General features: G+C 71.9%; 18 protein-coding genes and 1 pseudogene. 9 read left to right on the forward strand and 10 right to left on the reverse strand.

Annotation, left to right across the window (positions count from 1 at the left end; all coding sequences use genetic code 11):
- Both GRC12_RS31075 and GRC12_RS31080 read left to right on the forward strand, forming a co-directional pair.
- A pseudogene (locus GRC12_RS31075) lies at positions 1 to 275 on the forward strand (ATP-binding cassette domain-containing protein); the annotation flags it as partial.
- Positions 272 to 919 (forward strand): ABC transporter ATP-binding protein, encoded by a 648-nt coding sequence (locus GRC12_RS31080; RefSeq protein ID WP_208782875.1) that lies wholly within the window; start codon positions 272 to 274, stop codon positions 917 to 919. The pseudogene GRC12_RS31075 and the gene GRC12_RS31080, both read left to right, overlap by 4 nt.
- Before the next feature lie 94 nt (positions 920 to 1,013).
- Here the strand turns inward: GRC12_RS31080 and GRC12_RS31085 are convergent, their stop codons facing one another.
- Positions 1,014 to 1,691: a transglycosylase family protein gene (locus tag GRC12_RS31085; RefSeq protein WP_208782876.1), complete on the reverse strand. Its 678-nt coding sequence runs from the start codon at positions 1,689 to 1,691 to the stop codon at positions 1,014 to 1,016.
- Between the two features lie 510 nt (positions 1,692 to 2,201).
- Between GRC12_RS31085 and GRC12_RS31090 the strand changes: the two genes are divergently transcribed.
- Both GRC12_RS31090 and GRC12_RS31095 read left to right on the forward strand, forming a co-directional pair.
- The gene (locus tag GRC12_RS31090; protein WP_133047275.1) at positions 2,202 to 2,984 is read left to right on the forward strand and encodes a hypothetical protein; all 783 of its coding nucleotides are present in this window, start codon (positions 2,202 to 2,204) and stop codon (positions 2,982 to 2,984) included.
- Between the two features lie 55 nt (positions 2,985 to 3,039).
- Entirely contained in the window at positions 3,040 to 3,429 is a 390-nt protein-coding gene (locus GRC12_RS31095) for a hypothetical protein (protein WP_208782877.1), read from the forward strand.
- Between the two features lie 67 nt (positions 3,430 to 3,496).
- On the opposite strand, the gene der is transcribed toward GRC12_RS31095, so the two are convergent.
- The 5 genes from der to aroH all read right to left on the reverse strand — a co-directional run bounded on the left by der (position 3,497) and on the right by aroH (position 7,945).
- Positions 3,497 to 4,975 (reverse strand): ribosome biogenesis GTPase Der, encoded by a 1,479-nt coding sequence (gene der, locus GRC12_RS31100; protein ID WP_208782878.1) that lies wholly within the window; start codon positions 4,973 to 4,975, stop codon positions 3,497 to 3,499.
- 77 nt (positions 4,976 to 5,052) lie between these two features.
- The gene (locus tag GRC12_RS31105; RefSeq protein WP_244374032.1) at positions 5,053 to 5,640 is read right to left on the reverse strand and encodes a lysophospholipid acyltransferase family protein; all 588 of its coding nucleotides are present in this window, start codon (positions 5,638 to 5,640) and stop codon (positions 5,053 to 5,055) included.
- A gap of 62 nt (positions 5,641 to 5,702) precedes the next feature.
- Positions 5,703 to 6,389: a (d)CMP kinase gene (cmk, locus tag GRC12_RS31110; RefSeq protein WP_208782880.1), complete on the reverse strand. Its 687-nt coding sequence runs from the start codon at positions 6,387 to 6,389 to the stop codon at positions 5,703 to 5,705.
- Positions 6,390 to 6,500: 111 nt separating this feature from the next.
- On the reverse strand, positions 6,501 to 7,586 hold the full coding sequence (locus tag GRC12_RS31115) for a prephenate dehydrogenase (protein WP_208782881.1): 1,086 nt from the start codon (positions 7,584 to 7,586) through the stop codon (positions 6,501 to 6,503).
- On the reverse strand, positions 7,583 to 7,945 hold the full coding sequence (aroH, locus tag GRC12_RS31120) for a chorismate mutase (RefSeq protein ID WP_208782882.1): 363 nt from the start codon (positions 7,943 to 7,945) through the stop codon (positions 7,583 to 7,585). The genes GRC12_RS31115 and aroH overlap by 4 nt, the downstream gene beginning before the upstream one ends.
- A gap of 225 nt (positions 7,946 to 8,170) precedes the next feature.
- Between aroH and GRC12_RS31125 the strand changes: the two genes are divergently transcribed.
- The 4 genes from GRC12_RS31125 to GRC12_RS31140 are packed head-to-tail and all read left to right on the forward strand — an operon-like array spanning position 8,171 to position 10,625.
- Complete coding sequence (locus GRC12_RS31125; RefSeq protein ID WP_208782883.1) at positions 8,171 to 8,830, forward strand: hypothetical protein; 660 nt, start codon at positions 8,171 to 8,173, stop codon at positions 8,828 to 8,830.
- Positions 8,831 to 8,864: 34 nt separating this feature from the next.
- The gene (locus tag GRC12_RS31130) at positions 8,865 to 9,449 is read left to right on the forward strand and encodes a DUF6529 family protein (RefSeq protein WP_208782884.1); all 585 of its coding nucleotides are present in this window, start codon (positions 8,865 to 8,867) and stop codon (positions 9,447 to 9,449) included.
- Positions 9,446 to 9,859 carry a Rieske (2Fe-2S) protein gene (locus tag GRC12_RS31135; protein WP_208782885.1) on the forward strand — a complete coding sequence of 138 codons (414 nt, stop codon included), beginning with the start codon at positions 9,446 to 9,448 and terminating at the stop codon, positions 9,857 to 9,859. Before GRC12_RS31130 ends, GRC12_RS31135 begins: the two co-directional genes overlap by 4 nt.
- 22 nt (positions 9,860 to 9,881) lie before the next feature.
- The gene (locus tag GRC12_RS31140) at positions 9,882 to 10,625 is read left to right on the forward strand and encodes a nucleotidyltransferase domain-containing protein (RefSeq protein ID WP_208782886.1); all 744 of its coding nucleotides are present in this window, start codon (positions 9,882 to 9,884) and stop codon (positions 10,623 to 10,625) included.
- On the opposite strand, the gene GRC12_RS31145 is transcribed toward GRC12_RS31140, so the two are convergent.
- Genes GRC12_RS31145 through GRC12_RS31155 form a run of 3 tightly spaced genes read right to left on the reverse strand, consistent with a single transcriptional unit; the run spans position 10,551 to position 13,081 of the window.
- Positions 10,551 to 11,303: a nucleotidyltransferase domain-containing protein gene (locus GRC12_RS31145; RefSeq protein ID WP_208782887.1), complete on the reverse strand. Its 753-nt coding sequence runs from the start codon at positions 11,301 to 11,303 to the stop codon at positions 10,551 to 10,553. The genes GRC12_RS31140 and GRC12_RS31145 overlap by 75 nt on opposite strands.
- 3 nt (positions 11,304 to 11,306) lie before the next feature.
- Entirely contained in the window at positions 11,307 to 12,329 is a 1,023-nt protein-coding gene (locus GRC12_RS31150; protein WP_208782888.1) for an ADP-ribosylglycohydrolase family protein, read from the reverse strand.
- A complete protein-coding gene (locus GRC12_RS31155) occupies positions 12,326 to 13,081 on the reverse strand; it encodes an NUDIX hydrolase (protein WP_244374028.1) in 756 nt (251 codons plus the stop codon). Before GRC12_RS31155 ends, GRC12_RS31150 begins: the two co-directional genes overlap by 4 nt.
- A gap of 72 nt (positions 13,082 to 13,153) precedes the next feature.
- On the opposite strand from GRC12_RS31155, the gene GRC12_RS31160 reads away from it, so the two are divergent.
- Complete coding sequence (locus GRC12_RS31160) at positions 13,154 to 14,125, forward strand: DUF72 domain-containing protein (protein ID WP_208782889.1); 972 nt, start codon at positions 13,154 to 13,156, stop codon at positions 14,123 to 14,125.
- Here the strand turns inward: GRC12_RS31160 and GRC12_RS31165 are convergent.
- Positions 14,008 to 14,931: MFS transporter (locus tag GRC12_RS31165; RefSeq protein ID WP_208782890.1), on the reverse strand; the 924-nt coding region annotated here is incomplete at its 5' end. The genes GRC12_RS31160 and GRC12_RS31165 overlap by 118 nt on opposite strands.

Here is a 14,931-nt window from a genome sequence, read left to right on the forward strand (position 1 = left end):
CCGGCACCCTCCGCCGCGTGGAACTGGCCCGGGCCTTCGCGGGCAACCCCCGCGTCCTGCTCCTGGACGAACCCGCGGCCGGCCTGGACAGCACCGAGGTCGCCGCCATGACCCGCGTACTGAAGGCCCTCGCGGCCGACGGCACCGCCCTCCTCGTCGTGGAGCACGATCTCGACCTGGTCGCCGACCTCGCCGACGTCGTGCATGTCATGACGGCCGGTCACATCGTCGCCTCCGGCCCCCCGGACCACGTACTGGACGAGGTCGTCCCGTGAACGGCATCTCGCTCCGCGACGCCCGCGTGCGCTACGGCCCCCTGGAGGCCCTGCACGGCGTCACCCTCGCCGCCCCCTCCCCCGGCCTCACGGTCCTCCTCGGCCGCAACGGCTCCGGCCGTACGACCGCCCTGCGCGCCCTGGCCGGAACCGTGCCCCTGTCCGCGGGGACGGTGATCTGGGACGGGACCGACGTGACCCGGCTGCCGGCGTACGAGCGTGCCCGGCGCGGACTGTGCCTGGTCCCGGAGCGCCAGGCCGTGTTCGGCTCCCTCACCGTCCACGAGAACCTCGAACTCGCCTCCCAGCGGTACGACTTCGCCCTCGACGCCTATCCGCAGCTCAAGCCCCTGCTCCAGCACCGGGCCGGCACGCTCTCCGGCGGCGAGCAGCGCATGCTCGCCCTCTCCCGGGCGCTGCTGGCACGCGCGCGCGTGGTCCTCGTCGACGAGCCGGCGCAGGGCATGTCACCGCCGGTGGCGGCCCGGACGTACGAGCTGCTCGCCGGTCTGGAAGCGTGTGTGATCGTCGCCGAGCAGCGGCTGCCGCCCGGGCTTCGCCACCGGACCCCGGTCCTGGTGTACGAACTGCGGCGCGGGACGGTCGTGTTCGGCGGCGAGGCGGACGAGCAGGCGCGACGATGACAGGGCTGCCCCGGTGACCGGTGGATGCCGAAGGGCCTCGTCCGTTGTGTGATCGACGGACGAGGCCCCGCGGTACCCGGTGAGGGGGTGTGCCTCAGAGTTCGAGCTGCTGCCCAGGCACGATCAGGTTCGGATCGTCGCCGATGACGGCCTTGTTGGCGGCGTACAGGCGCTGCCAGGTGGTCCCGTGCCGTGCGGCGATCACGCTGAGCGTGTCGCCCTCACGGACCGTGTAGTCGCCGCGGGAGGAGCCGCGGCTGGTGTGCTCGGTCGAGCGGGCCGACGCCTTCGACGGCTGCTTCGCAGCCTTCTTCGAGACGTTCTTCGACGCCTTCTTGGAGACGACGTCCTCGGGGGCCGCCTTCGTGGACGCGGCGCCCGACGAGGCGGGCGCGCTGCCGTACGCACCGGCCCGGGCCGAACAGACCGGCCAGGCGCCCCAGCCCTGGGCGTGCTGGACCTTGGTGGCGACGGCGATCTGCGCTTGCCTGGAGGCCTTGTCGGCGGTGGAGGCGTAGGCCGAGCCGCCGTACGCGCGCCAGGTGCCGGCGGAGAACTGGAGCCCGCCGTAGTAGCCGTTGCCGGTGTTGATGTGCCAGTTGCCGCCGCTCTCGCACTGGGCGATGCGGTCCCACACTCCGCCGTCCGCCGCGACCGCGTTGCCGGTGGCGGCCAGCAGTCCGAGGGGGGCGAGCAGTGCGGCCCCGGCGAGGACCGCCGTCGTACGCGTCTTACGAACGTTGTCGCGGGTGGTATCGGCACACTCGGACATGTAATTCCCTCTCGAAACACCCGGGGTCCCCCAAGGCGGGGCGCGCTCGCGGCACTTGGGCCGGTCGCCACGCTCCGCCCCGTCCGCCGCGACCGCGCCGGCCGGTGGTGCGGGCCGGGTGCGGTGGACGGACGTTTCCCGAGCGGTGCTCGTTGCACACGGCCGAGGAATCTAGGGAGCGGCGGGGCGGGACGACAACCAACGAGCCGTCGTGCCAGGTCAGTTGGGTGTTACCGGAGGTAGCGAGATGCCCCGGAGAGCTGATTCGCTCCCTGATTTCCTGATATTTCGACCACCCGGGCGATCTGACTGTGACTCACTTCACGCAACCAACTCCCTTGACCTGGCAAGCACTTGACCGTGAGTGACCGATTCCGAACCCGTCGTGACCATCCGCGTTGGATGGATTGATTCCGTTCGCCCAGGAGCGTGACTCTCGCCACAGGTCCTCCGTTGTCTTCTTCATGAGTCCGGGACCCGCCCGGTTCACACTTCCCGAGGGGAGCCACCGTGCCGCGCATGCTCGACGTCAGCGACGAGGTACGCGCCGAGATCGGCGACGAAGAGGCCGACCGGCTGCTCGCCGGAGAGAACGCCCCCGGCAGCTACGACTGCACCTCCTGCCGCACCCCGGGCGACTCCGAGCAGGAGCGCACCAGCACCGTCCTGTTCATCGGCGACGAGACCGCCGTCCTCGCCTTCGCCCACGCCGGCTGCCTGCCCTCGCAGGTCGTGCAGGTGACCGAGGAGCAGCTCCAGGGGGCCGTGCGGTCCATCTCCGGCGACACGGTGGACCTGGACCCGGACAAGGTCGTACCGCAGCAGGCCGTGCTCGGGGTGACCAGCGGACTCGTGCTGATCGCCGGGGAGTTGCACCCGGCGCTGGTGGTCGAGCCCACGGGACCGATCGTGCGGCCGGGTGCCACGGGTCTCGGCGACGACTTCCTGCCGCTGCTCATCGAGCAGGGGTTCATGCCGCTGACGGAGATCACCGAGGTGCCGCCGGTGCTGCACGGCTGGTCGGTGCTGCTGGCCGTCGGGCAGTTGCACGCGGTGCTGCAGCCGAACGCGGCAGGCGGTCAGCCGGTGGCGTGGTGGCAGGCGCACCAGCCGCTGCAGGTGACGGAGGGCTGGCGGGCCGCGGCCAACAAGCACCAGCAGGTCCTGATGTTCGCCGCGCCGGTGGGCTCGATCGGCCGCCAGCCGCGTGAGGATCTGCTGCGGGACGCGCTCGACAAGGCCGCGGCGGGCGGCAAGCTGGTCGCCGCGGCCATGCCCCTCGCCGGCACCTGAGGGCCGCCGTCGCGCGCACCCGCATCCCAAGTGACCCGAGGTCGTTTGGACATACGTGCACGCAAACGACGTTCCGCGCCGCCAGTCGTTCCAGTCGATCCCTTCGTCGAGGTCGGCCCCGGACTTCCTGGGCGGCCCATCGGCCACGCCGATCTACGACGCCCTCTACGCCGAGTACGTCAAGTCCTTCCGCACGCTGCCGGGTGACCGCAGCGGCGAGGAAAACCTGGGCTTCACCGCCTTCGGGAGCATCCCGCACAGCACGGGGTCGTACGGCGGGCACCGCCCGGGGTCGTTCAGCAGCTCCTACGGCGCCTACAGCGCGGGGGCGTCCGTGGCGCGTCAGCAGTCGCAGTGGCAGCGGGTCGGGCACATCGGGCCGCAGGCCTCGGCGATGCAGCACGTGCCGGCGGCCCTGCCGCCGGGTTCGCGCAGAGGCGGCTGAGCGGACATGAGAAGGAGGGCGGTCCCGACGGGGGCCGCCCTCCTTGTCGTTCGCGTGTCGTTCGCGCCTACTTCTTCTTGCCGCGCTTCTCGCGCACCCGCACGGAGATATGGATCGGCGTCCCCTCGAAGCCGAACTCCTCCCGCAGCCGGCGCTCGATGAAGCGCCGGTAGCCCGCCTCGATGAAGCCGGAGGCGAAGAAGACGAACCGCGGCGGCTTGGTGCCGGCCTGGGTGCCGAAGAGGATGCGCGGCTGCTTGCCGCCCCGGATCGGGTGCGGATGGGCGGCGACCAGCTCGCCGAGGAAGGCGTTCAGACGGCCGGTGGGGATGCGGGTCTCCCAGCCGGCGAGGGCGGTCTCGATCGCCGGGACCAGCTTCTCCATGTGCCGCCCGGTGCGCGCCGAGACGTTGACCCGGGGCGCCCATGCCACCTGGCCGAACTCGGTCTCGATCTCCCGCTCCAGGTAGTAGCGGCGCTCCTCGTCGAGGGTGTCCCACTTGTTGTAGGCGATGACCATGGCGCGGCCCGCCTCGACGGCCATGGTGACGATCCGCTGGTCCTGCACCGAGATGGACTCGGAGGCGTCGATCAGGATGACCGCCACCTCGGCCTTCTCGACGGCGGCCGCGGTGCGCAGCGAGGCATAGTAGTCGGCGCCCTGCTGGAGGTGGACGCGCTTGCGGATACCGGCCGTGTCGACGAACTTCCAGGTGACACCGCCGAGTTCGATCAGCTCGTCGACCGGGTCGCGGGTGGTGCCCGCGATTTCGTTGACGACGACGCGCTCCTCGCCCGCCACCTTGTTCAGCAGGGAGGACTTGCCGACGTTCGGGCGGCCGATGAGGGCGATCCGGCGGGGGCCGCCGATGCCGGTGCCGCCGAAGGTCTGCGCGGGCGCGTCCGGGAGGGCCTCCAGGACGGCGTCGAGCATGTCGCCGGTGCCGCGGCCGTGCAGCGCGGAGACCGGGTGCGGCTCGCCGAGGCCGAGGGACCAGAGGTAGGCGGCGTCGGCCTCGCCGCTCGGGCCGTCGACCTTGTTGGCCGCCAGCACGACCGGCTTGCCGGCCTTGCGCAGCAGTCGTACGACCGCCTCGTCGGTGTCGGTCGCGCCGACCTTGGCGTCGACGACGAACACCACCGCGTCGGCGGCCTCGATCGCGTACTCGGCCTGGGCGGCCACGGAGGCGTCGATGCCGAGGACGTCCTGCTCCCAGCCGCCGGTGTCGACGACCTTGAAGCGGCGGCCCGCCCACTCGGCCTCGTAGGTCACCCGGTCGCGGGTGACACCGGGCTTGTCCTCGACGACCGCCTCACGGCGGCCGATGATGCGGTTGACGAGGGTCGACTTGCCGACGTTCGGCCGCCCGACGACCGCCAGCACCGGCAGCGGCCCGTGCCCCGCGGCCTCGATGGCCCCCTCGACGTCCTCGAGGTCGAAGCCCTCTTCCGCGGCGAGCTCCATGAACTCCGCGTACTCGGCATCGCCAAGCTCTCCGTGGTCGTGCTCCTCGAAAGAGCCCTCGGAGTGGATGTCGTCGTTCATGAAGTCCGTACCTCGTTCATCGTGGTGATCGGTGGACCGCCCGGTGTCGCCCGGTTTGATCCACTACTCAGTGTCGCCTAGCGCCCGGTCAGGCGCCGTGCGTTTTCCAGGTGGGTGCCGAGCTGTTTCTGGATGCGTTCGGTCGCCGCGTCCAGGGCCGCTCGGGTGCGCCGTCCGGTGCCGTCGCCCGCCTCGAAGGGGTCGCCGAAGACGACGTCGACGCGGCTGCGCAGCGGAGGCAGCCCCTTTATCAACCGCCCGGGCTTCTCGGAACTTCCCAGGACGGCGACCGGGACGATCGGGGCGCCGCTGCGGACGGCGAAGTAGGCGAGCCCGGCGCGCAGGGAGGCGAAGTCGCCCTCTCCGCGGGTGCCCTCCGGGAAGATGCCCAGGACTCCCCCGGCCGCGAGGACGTCGAGAGCGCGCGTTATGGCCCCGCGGTCGGCGACCGAGCGGTCCACCTTCAGCTGGCCGATGGCCGTCAGGAACGGGTCGAGGGGGCCGACGAACGCCTCCTTCTTGATCAGGAAGTGCGTCGGCCGGGGCGCCACTCCCATGACCATGGGGCCGTCGATGTTGTGGGAGTGGTTCACGGCGAGGATCGCCGGGCCGCTCGCGGGCACCCTCCAGGCGCCGAGCACCCGCGGCTTCCACAGCCCGTACATCAGGCCGACGCCGATCCGGCGACCGACCTCGGCGCCCCGCTCGGAGGCAACGGAAGCAGCGGTCACTTCCCGGCCCGCTTCTCCTCGACGAGGGTGACGACGCACTCGATGACCTGCGCGAGGGTGAGCTCGGTGGTGTCCACCTCGACCGCGTCGTCCGCCTTGGCGAGCGGCGAGGTCTTGCGGGAGGAGTCGGCCGCGTCCCGCTTGATCAGGGCCTCGCGGGTGGCGTTGACGTCGGCGCCCTTCAGCTCACCGCTGCGGCGGGCCGCGCGGGCCTCCGCGGAGGCGGTGAGGAAGATCTTCAGATCGGCGTCGGGCAGCACGGTCGTACCGATGTCCCGGCCCTCGACCACTATGCCGGTCTCGGCGGAGGCGGCCAGCGAGCGCTGCAGTTCGGTGATCCGGGCGCGCACCTCGGGCACCGCGCTGACCGCGCTGACCCTGGCGGTGACCTCCTGGGTGCGGATCGGCCCGGCCACATCGGTGCCGTCGACGCTGATCGTCGGGTCCGCCGGGTCCGTACCGGAGACGATCTCGGGCTTGCCGGCCACGGCGGCGATCGCGGAGGGGTCCTCGAGGTCGATCCCGTTGGTCACCATCCACCAGGTGATCGCCCGGTACTGGGCGCCGGTGTCCAGGTAGCTCAGGCCGAGCTGCGCGGCGACGGCCTTCGACGTGCTCGACTTGCCCGTGCCGGAGGGACCGTCGATGGCGACGATCACGGGCTTGGCGGCGCCGTTTTCCACGAGGGGACACCTTCCTGGTGCGGTGCGGTGGGTGGTGTGCGGGCGCGAACGCGCCCCGCACAAGGTTACCGGCCTCCCGGGTCCCCTCTTACAGGCGGATGATCGGGAGGATCACTGCCGGATGGACCAGCCCCGCTCCCGCAGCGCGGCACTGAGCACCGGCGCCGCCTGCGGCTCCACCATCAGCTGGATCAGACCCGCCTGCTGCCCGGTCGCGTGCTCGATGCGCACGTCCTCGATGTTGACCCCGGCCCGGCCGGCGTCGGCGAAGATACGGGCCAGCTGGCCCGGCTCGTCGCTGATCAGGACGGTCACGGCCTCGTAGACCCGCGGCGCGGAGCCGTGCTTGCCGGGGACGCGGACCTGGCCCGCGTTGCCGCGGCGCAGCACGTCCTCGATGCCGGCCGTGCCCTCGCGCCGCTTGGCCTCGTCCGAGGACTGCAGGGAGCGCAGCGCCTCGACGGTCTCCTCCAGGTCGGCGGCGACGTCCGAGAGCAGGTCGGCGACCGGCCCGGGGTTCGCGGAGAGGATGTCGATCCACATCCGGGGGTCGGAGGCGGCGATCCGGGTCACGTCCCTGATGCCCTGCCCGCACAGCCGTACGGCCGCCTCCTCGGCGTTCTCCAGGCGCGCGGCGACCATGCTGGAGACCAGGTGGGGCATGTGGGAGACGAGCGCGACGGCGCGGTCGTGGGCGTCGGCGTCCATCACCACCGGCACGGCACGGCAGTGCGAGACAAGCTCGAGTGCGAGGTTCAGCACCTCGGTGTCGGTGTCCCGGGTCGGCGTCAGAACCCAGGGGCGGCCCTCGAAGAGGTCGCCGGTGGCGGCCAGCGGGCCGGACTTCTCACGGCCGGACATGGGGTGCGTGCCGATGTACGACGACAGGTCCAGGCCCAGCGCCTCCAGCTCGCGGCGCGGGCCGCCCTTGACGCTGGCCACGTCGATGTAGCCGCGGGCCACGCCCCGGCGCATGGCGTCGGCGAGCACGGCGGCGACGTGGGCCGGCGGGGCGGCGACGATCGCGAGGTCGACGGGCCCCTCGGGGGCCTCGTCCGTGCCGGCGCCCAGGGCGGCCGCGGTGCGGGCCTGCTCCGGGTCGTGGTCGGTGAGGTGGACGACGACGCCCCGCTGGGACAGGGCGAGGGCCGCGGACGTACCGATGAGGCCGGTGCCGATGACGAGTGCGGTTCTCACTGGGCGATGTCCTTGCGCAGGGCGGCCGCGGCGCCGAGGTAGACGTGGTTGATCTCGGAGCGAGGCCGGTCGGTCTCGATGTGCGCGAGTATCCGCACGACCCGGGGCATGGCGCCCGCTATGTCGAGCTCCTGCGCGCAGATCAGGGGGACGTCGACGATGCCGAGCTTGCGGGCGGCGGCCGCCGGGAAGTCGCTGTGCAGGTCGGGCGTGGCCGTGAACCAGATGCTGATCAGGTCGTCGGCGGTCAGGCCGTTCCGCTCCAGGACGGCGGTGAGCAGGGCTCCGACCTGCTCGTCCATGTGTCCGGCCTCGTCCCGTTCCAGTTGGACGGCTCCCCGGACCGCTCGTACCGCCACGGCGCTGCTCCTCGCTCACGTATCGGCTCTACGACCGTCCAGCCTAGTCAGCCCGCGCGGCGGCGGCCGTCGGCGCCCGCCCGCTGAGACGGCCCGACGATCTCCGACAATGTCACCCGAATGTCTCTATTCCGATACTTGGGGGCGGAACACCCCGTGCGCCTCTTTACGCCGTGGCCGCCGGTCCGCTCTCATGACAGGAAACTCGCCTCGGGGGAGGCCTTCATGAAGCGTCCAGGACCGCTGCTGACCTTGCTCGCGGGACTGCTGTTCGGTCTGTTCATGCTCACGCTCAACTCGACCACCGGCACCAAGAGCGCCTCGTCGACGTACAAGGAGGAGCCGTCGGCCGCGTCTCCCGCGCCCACGAGGACCAGCGCACCGCCGAGTCCCAGCCCGACCCCCACGCACACGGCGGCGGCCACCGGCGTCTACACCGGCCGCACCGACGACGACTCCTCCGCCGTCGCCCTATCACTGCGCGGCGGCAAGGCGATCGCGTACTTCTGCGACGGCCACAACATCGAGTCCTGGCTGAAGGGCGATGTCCGCGACGACGGCAGCATGGCGCTGACCGGCGAGAACGGTGCGCGGTTGAACGGCACCCTGAAGGGAAGCGCGCGGCTGAGCGGTACCGCCGACCTCGGTGGCGGCCACTACACCTTCACCCTGGCCAGGGCCAAGAAGCCGTCCGGGCTGTACCGGGCCAACAGCCAGGTGCGCGGCGCCCGGATCGTCGGCGGCTGGATCGTGCTGCCGAACGGCCGCCAGGTCGGTCTGCTCACCCGTGACGGCAAGCGCACGGCCGCGCCCGCCATCGACCCGGTAACGGGCGCGGTGACGGTCGACGGAGAGCAGCTCACGGCACGTCCCGTAACTCCTTGATCCTTCTGCGATCCTTCTGCCCGGGGAGCCGACCATGACCGTCGATCCGAACGCCGCCACGCAGAGCTTTCCACCTCCGGGGCCGGCCCATCGGGCGCCGAGCCCGGCCCGCTATCTGGTCCCGGCCCTGGTCGCCGCCGCGGTGGCCGTAGGCCTCGGGGTCTACGGAAAGACCCACCACCCGGCCGGCACCGCCTTCAACCTCGCCGGGTTCAGCAGCACGCGGGCGGTGAAGTCGTGGCTGGCCACGACCGCCTTCTTCTTCGCGCTCGTCCAGCTGGTGTCCGCGTTCATGGTCTACGGCAAGCTCCGGGGACCGCGCTGGGCGCCGACGCTGCACCGCTGGTCGGGGCGGATCGCGTTCCTGGTGGCGGTCCCGGTGGCGGTGCACTGTCTGTACGCGCTGGGCTACCAGACGTACAGCACGCGCGTCATGTGGCACTCCGTCCTGGGTTGCTTCTTCTTCGGTGCCTTCAGTGCCAAGATGCTGCTGCTCCGCTCGGAGCGGCTGCCGGGCTGGCTGCTGCCGTTCGTCGGCGGGCTGGTCTTCACCGTTCTCACCCTCGTCTGGCTGACGTCCGCCCTCTGGTTCTTCCGTACGTTCGGAGTGACGACATGACCCACCGCTCGACGCGACGCACGGTTCTCCTCGCCACAGGTGCGGTGCCGCTGGCCGCGGGCTGCAGCAAGTACGGCGACAGCGGGGGCGGTTCGGGCTCCTCGTCCGTGAAGGCCTCGGCCGGGCAGGAGCTCGCGAAGACCTCCGAGATCCCGGTCGGCGGGGGCAAGATCTTCAAGGACGAGAAGGTCGTCGTCACCCAGCCGGCGAAGGGCGAGTTCAAGGCCTTCTCGGCGATCTGCACGCATCAGGGCTGCACGGTGAGCACGGTCGCCGACGGCACCATCGACTGCCCGTGCCACGGCAGCAAGTACCGCATCGCCGACGGTACGGTGGCGGGCGGACCGGCGCCGAAGCCGCTGCCGCCGGAGCAGATCAAGGTGGAGGGAAATTCGATCCACCTGGCGTGAGGCGCCGCGTACGCTCGCGGACATGCAGCCCGAGGCCCTGGTGCGCGACCACACGATCTACTCCTGCGTCATGGGGTCGCGCGCCTTCGGTCTGGCGACGGAGGGCAGTGACACCGACCGCCGGGGCGTGTACGTCGCCCCCACTCCCCTGTTCTGGCGTTTCGAGAAGCCGCCGACGCATGTCGAGGGCCCGGCGGACGAACAGTTCAGCTGGGAACTGGAACGCTTCTGCGAACTCGCCCTGCGCGCGAACCCGAACATCCTGGAGTGCCTGCACTCCCCCCTGGTGGAGCACGTGGACCCCACGGGCCGCGAACTCCTCTCCCTGCGCGGGGCGTTCCTCTCCCGCCGGGCCCACGAGACCTTCACCCGCTACGCGCTCGGCCAGCGCAGGAAGCTGGAGGCGGACGTCCGCGTCCACGGCGCCCCGCGCTGGAAGCACGCGATGCACCTGCTGCGCCTGCTGATGACCTCCCGCGACCTGCTCCGCACCGGCACCCTCACCATCGACGTGGGCGACCGGCGCGAGCCCCTGCTCGCCGTGAAACGCGGCGAACTCACCTGGCCCGAGGTCGAGTCCTGGATGAACCGCCTGGCGGCGGAGGCGGACGAGGCGTCCGCGCGCACCCCCCTGCCCGAAACCCCGGACGAGCGCCGCGTGGAGGACTTCCTTCTCCGCGTCCGCCGCGCCTCAGCCCTCCAGCCGGACCCGTACGACGAAGTCGTGCAGGGCGTCGTACCCCCGCGGGGCGTCGGGCAGCTCTGACGCCTCCTGCGCCCGGTCGAGCACCCCGTGCAACCGCTCGACGTCGGCCTCCACGCGCGCGTGGTCGACATCGGCGTCCCCGTGCTCCCGCTCCACCTTCGCGGCGATGAGCTCCGGCAGGTACGCGGGCGCCTCGGCCACCTCCCCGAGCAGCGTGGGCAGATGTGCCTGCACTTCACCGGAGCGCATCAGACGGATGCCGGTGAACAGCACCCGGAAGGTGTAGAGCAGCGGCTTGAGCTCGCCGGTCTTCTCGAAGAGCCGCCACTGGGTGGTGGCGAATCCGCGGTAGTGGTGGGCGTGGTGCGCGGTGAGCACACCGGGCGCGAGTGCGGTCAGCTCCCGGTGCGCGTCCGTGGTGTGGACGACAAGGGGTGAGAGCAGCTGCTCCAGCACATAGCCGTTGCGGCGCAGCATCAACCGGACGAACTTGCGTACGTCGTGGGTGACGAGGTCCATCTCGACGCCGTCCCGGTCCCACATCCGCGACCGGGTCTCCTCCGGCTCGCGCAGCCCGACGAGGTCGGCGGCCGGCAGCAGGTGCACGCCCCGCAGGTCGACGTCCGAGTCACGGGACGGGAAGCCGTAGAGGTGCGCGCCGGAGACGGTCGCGAAGAGGACCGGGTCGGGCTGTTCGGCGATCACCGGGGTCAGGTCGAGGGGCAGGGTGTCGGTCACGGGTCAAGCGTCCCAGAGGGCGCCGAGTGTCATCAGGTCGCCCCGGTACTCGATGCGGTCCGCCCAGTCGGTCGGCCAGGCGTCCGCGCCCAGGTACGCGCCCGCGAACGCGCCTGTCAGGCAGGCGATGGAGTCCGAGTCGCCGGAGGTGCAGGCGGCGCGGCGGATGGCGGTGACCGGTTCGCCGGGGAAGAGCAGGAAGCACGACAGGCCGGTCGCCAGCGCCTCTTCGGCGATCCAGCCCGCGCCGGTGGCCAGGCACGGGTCGGTCTCCGGGTCGGCGGTGCGCACGGCCTCGTCGAGACGGTCGAGTACCTCCAGGCACTCGTCCCAGCCGCGGGCGATGAACTCCTCGGCCGTGGAGTCGTCGGCCCGGGTCCACAGGTCGCCGAGCCAGGGGTGGTGGTAGCGGCTGCGGTTGTCGCGGGCGTAGGTCCGCAGCAGGCCGACGAGGGCCGCCGGTTCGGTGCCCTGCGCGAGCAGTCGTACCGCCCTCGCCGTCAGGTCGGACGCGGCGAGCGCCGTGGGATGGCCGTGGGTGAGCCCGGCCTGCAACTGGGCCGCCCCGGCGCGCTGTTCGTCGCTCAGTCCCGGTGCGAGCCCTACGGGCGCCACGCGCATGTTGGCGCCGCACCCCTTGGAGCCGATCTGACTGGCGTCCTGCCAGGGCCGGTTCTCGTCCTTGAGCAGGTTGCACGCCCGCAGACAGGTGTTCCCGGGTGCCCGGTTGTTGTCCGGCGACTGGTACCAGTTCACGAACTCCTCGCGCAGCGGCCGCTCCAGCCGCTTGGGGGCGAGCACCCCGCGGTCCATCGCCGTGCGCATGCCGTGCGCGACGGCCAGCGTCATCTGCGTGTCGTCGGAGACGATCGCCGGCGTCGGCAGTCGCATCTCGCGCCACGGCCCGCACTTGGCGAGGATCGAGGGCACGTCGTTGAACTCGGTCGGGAAGCCGAGCGCGTCCCCGAGGGCGAGGCCGATCAACGTCCCGGTGGCGGCGCGCTTGTCGACGATGGTTTCGGTCATGCGGGGCGTCCTTCCCGGGACGGTCGGAGGAGGGGCGGGTGCAGGGCGGTGGCCTGACCCGCGCGGTAGAGGGCGGCGGGTTTGCCGCGCCCTCCGGTCAGTCGGGCGCCGCCCGGCACCGGTTCGACGAACCCGGGTGTGGCGAGCACCTTGCGGCGGAAGTTGGGCCGGTCGAGGGGCGTGCCCCAGACCGTCTCGTAGACCTGCTGCAGCTCGCCGAGGGTGAACTCCGGCGGGCAGAAGGCGGTGGCGAGGCAGCTGTACTCGAGCTTGGCGCCGACGCGTTCATGGGCGTCGGCCAGGATCCGGTCGTGGTCGAAGGCGAGCGGCCGGTCCGCGTGGTACGGCAGCCAGCTCGCCCGGGCCGCGTCGCTCCCGGCGTGCGGTTCGGGCGCGTCGGGCAGCAGGGCGGTGAAGGCGACGGACACGACCCGCATCCGGGGGTCCCGGTCGGGCTCGCTGTAGGTGCGCAGCTGCTCCAGATGGAGTCCGGTGACGTCCGACAGGCCCGTCTCCTCGGCGAGTTCACGTCCGGCGGCCGTCTCCGCCGACTCGTCCGGCTCGACGAAGCCGCCGGGCAACGCCCAGTGCCCGGCGTACGGCTCCTGCCCGCGCTCGACCAGCAGCACCTGCAGCGCGCCGTCCCGGATGGTGAGAACGGCGAGGTCGACGGTGACGGCGAAGGGTTCGTAGGCGTACTTGTCGTAACTCGCCTTGTCGAACGCCATGTTCACCACCCCCTTGGCGGTCATCTTTAATAGTCATTACGACTATAAACAGCAGGGGTGTGCTTCCACAACCCCCGCGCGGGTAACCGGCCCCGCATGGGCGAGATCCTGGTGGGCACGTGTTCGTGGACGGACCGCGCGCTGGTCGGCAGCGGCTGGTATCCGGCGGGAAGCCGGGACGCCGAGGGGCGATTGCGGTACTACGCGGACCGGTTCCCGGTGGTCGAGGTCGACTCGGCGTACTACGCCCTGCCCAGCGCCCGCAACTCCCAGCTGTGGGCGGACCGCACGCCCGAGGGCTTCGTCTTCGACGTGAAGGCGTTCTCGCTGCTGACCGGTCACCCGACCCGCGCCTCCGTGATGCCGGACGGGCTGCCCGCCGACCCCCGGGACCCGAAGGTGCTCGACGCGGTGTGGGCGCGGTTCACCGAGGGCATCGAGCCCCTGCGGGCGGCGGGACGGCTCGGCGCTGTGCTGTTCCAGTTCCCGCCGTGGTTCCGGCCCGGACGGCGGGCCGGGCGGTTCCTGAGGGAATGCGCCGAACGGACCGCGGGATGGCCCCTGTCCGTGGAGTTCCGGCATCCCGCCTGGTGGCGCGAGGAGTGGGCGGACGCGACGCGCGCCCTGCTGGCGCGGTACGGCATGGCCGCCGTGGCCGTCGACATGACGCAGACGCTTCCCTCGTCCATCCCGCCCGTCACACCGGTCACTTCACCGGACCTGTCCGTCGTCCGCTTCCACGGCCGCAGCCCCGCCTGGGGCTCGGGAAGCAAGGAGGACCGCTTCCGGTACGACTACGGGGAGGCCGAACTCGCCGAGTGGCTGCCCCGCCTGCGGGGGCTCGCCGAGCGGGTCGGCCGGCTGCACGTGCTGTTCAACAACTGCTGCGGCGCGGCCGCGGTCCGTGCCGCCGAGCGCATGCGCGGGCTGCTCGACGGCACGGACCGGGCTCACGCGCGCGTGCGGGACGGCGCGAACGCCGCCACCAGCGCGCCCGCTCCCGCGGCCCCCGCCGACACCCACAGGGCAGGCGCGCAGCCGTCCAGGAAGGACGCCGGGGAGCCGTAGCCGCCGTACCGCGTGAAGACCAGGGCGGCGACGGCGACGCCGAAGACTCCGCCCAGTTCCCGCAGGGCGTTGTTGACGCCGGCCGCGACGCCCGCCTCGCCGAGCGGGACGGAGGACGTCACGGCGTTGGCGACGCTCGGGAAGACCATGGAGATACCGATGCCGGCGATGATCAGCGGCAGGACCAACTGCCCGTAGCTGACGCCGGGTTCGACCTGCCAGGCGAGCAGGGCGAGGCCGATTGCCTGCAGCAGCAGTCCGATCAGCATGAAGGGCCGGGTGCCGAAGCGGTCCGCGAGGGCGCCCGCGACCGGGGCGACCAGCAGCGGCATCGCGTTCCAGACCAGGATGTGCACGCCCGCCTGGAGCGGGGAGTAGCCGAGTCCGGTCTGGAAGAGCTGCGTGATCATGAAGAGGGCGCCCAGGAGCGAGCCGAAGACCAGGAAGCCGGCCGCGTTGGCGGTGGCGAAGCCGCGGTTGCGGAAGTGCGCGAGCGGCAGCATCGGATAACGGGCACCCTTGCGCTCCCACAGGAGGAAGGCCGCGACGAACACGACTCCCGCGGCCAGCGCGCCCAGCACCTCGGCGCTCCCCCACCCCGCCTGCGGCGCCCGGACCGGCGCCCAGGCCAGCCCGGTCAGCCCGACGGCCGCCAGCACCAGCCCCACCAGGTCGAGTTGGGGCCGGGTGCCGTGACTCTCGCGGAGCTTGGTGGCGGCGAAGGGCAGCATCGCCAGGCCGATCGGCACGTTCAGCCAGAAGATCCACTGCCAGGACAGCCCCTCGGTGACGGCCCCGCCCAGCAC

The organism is Streptomyces griseorubiginosus (assembly GCF_017614965.1).
Taxonomy (GTDB): domain Bacteria; phylum Actinomycetota; class Actinomycetes; order Streptomycetales; family Streptomycetaceae; genus Streptomyces; species Streptomyces griseorubiginosus_B.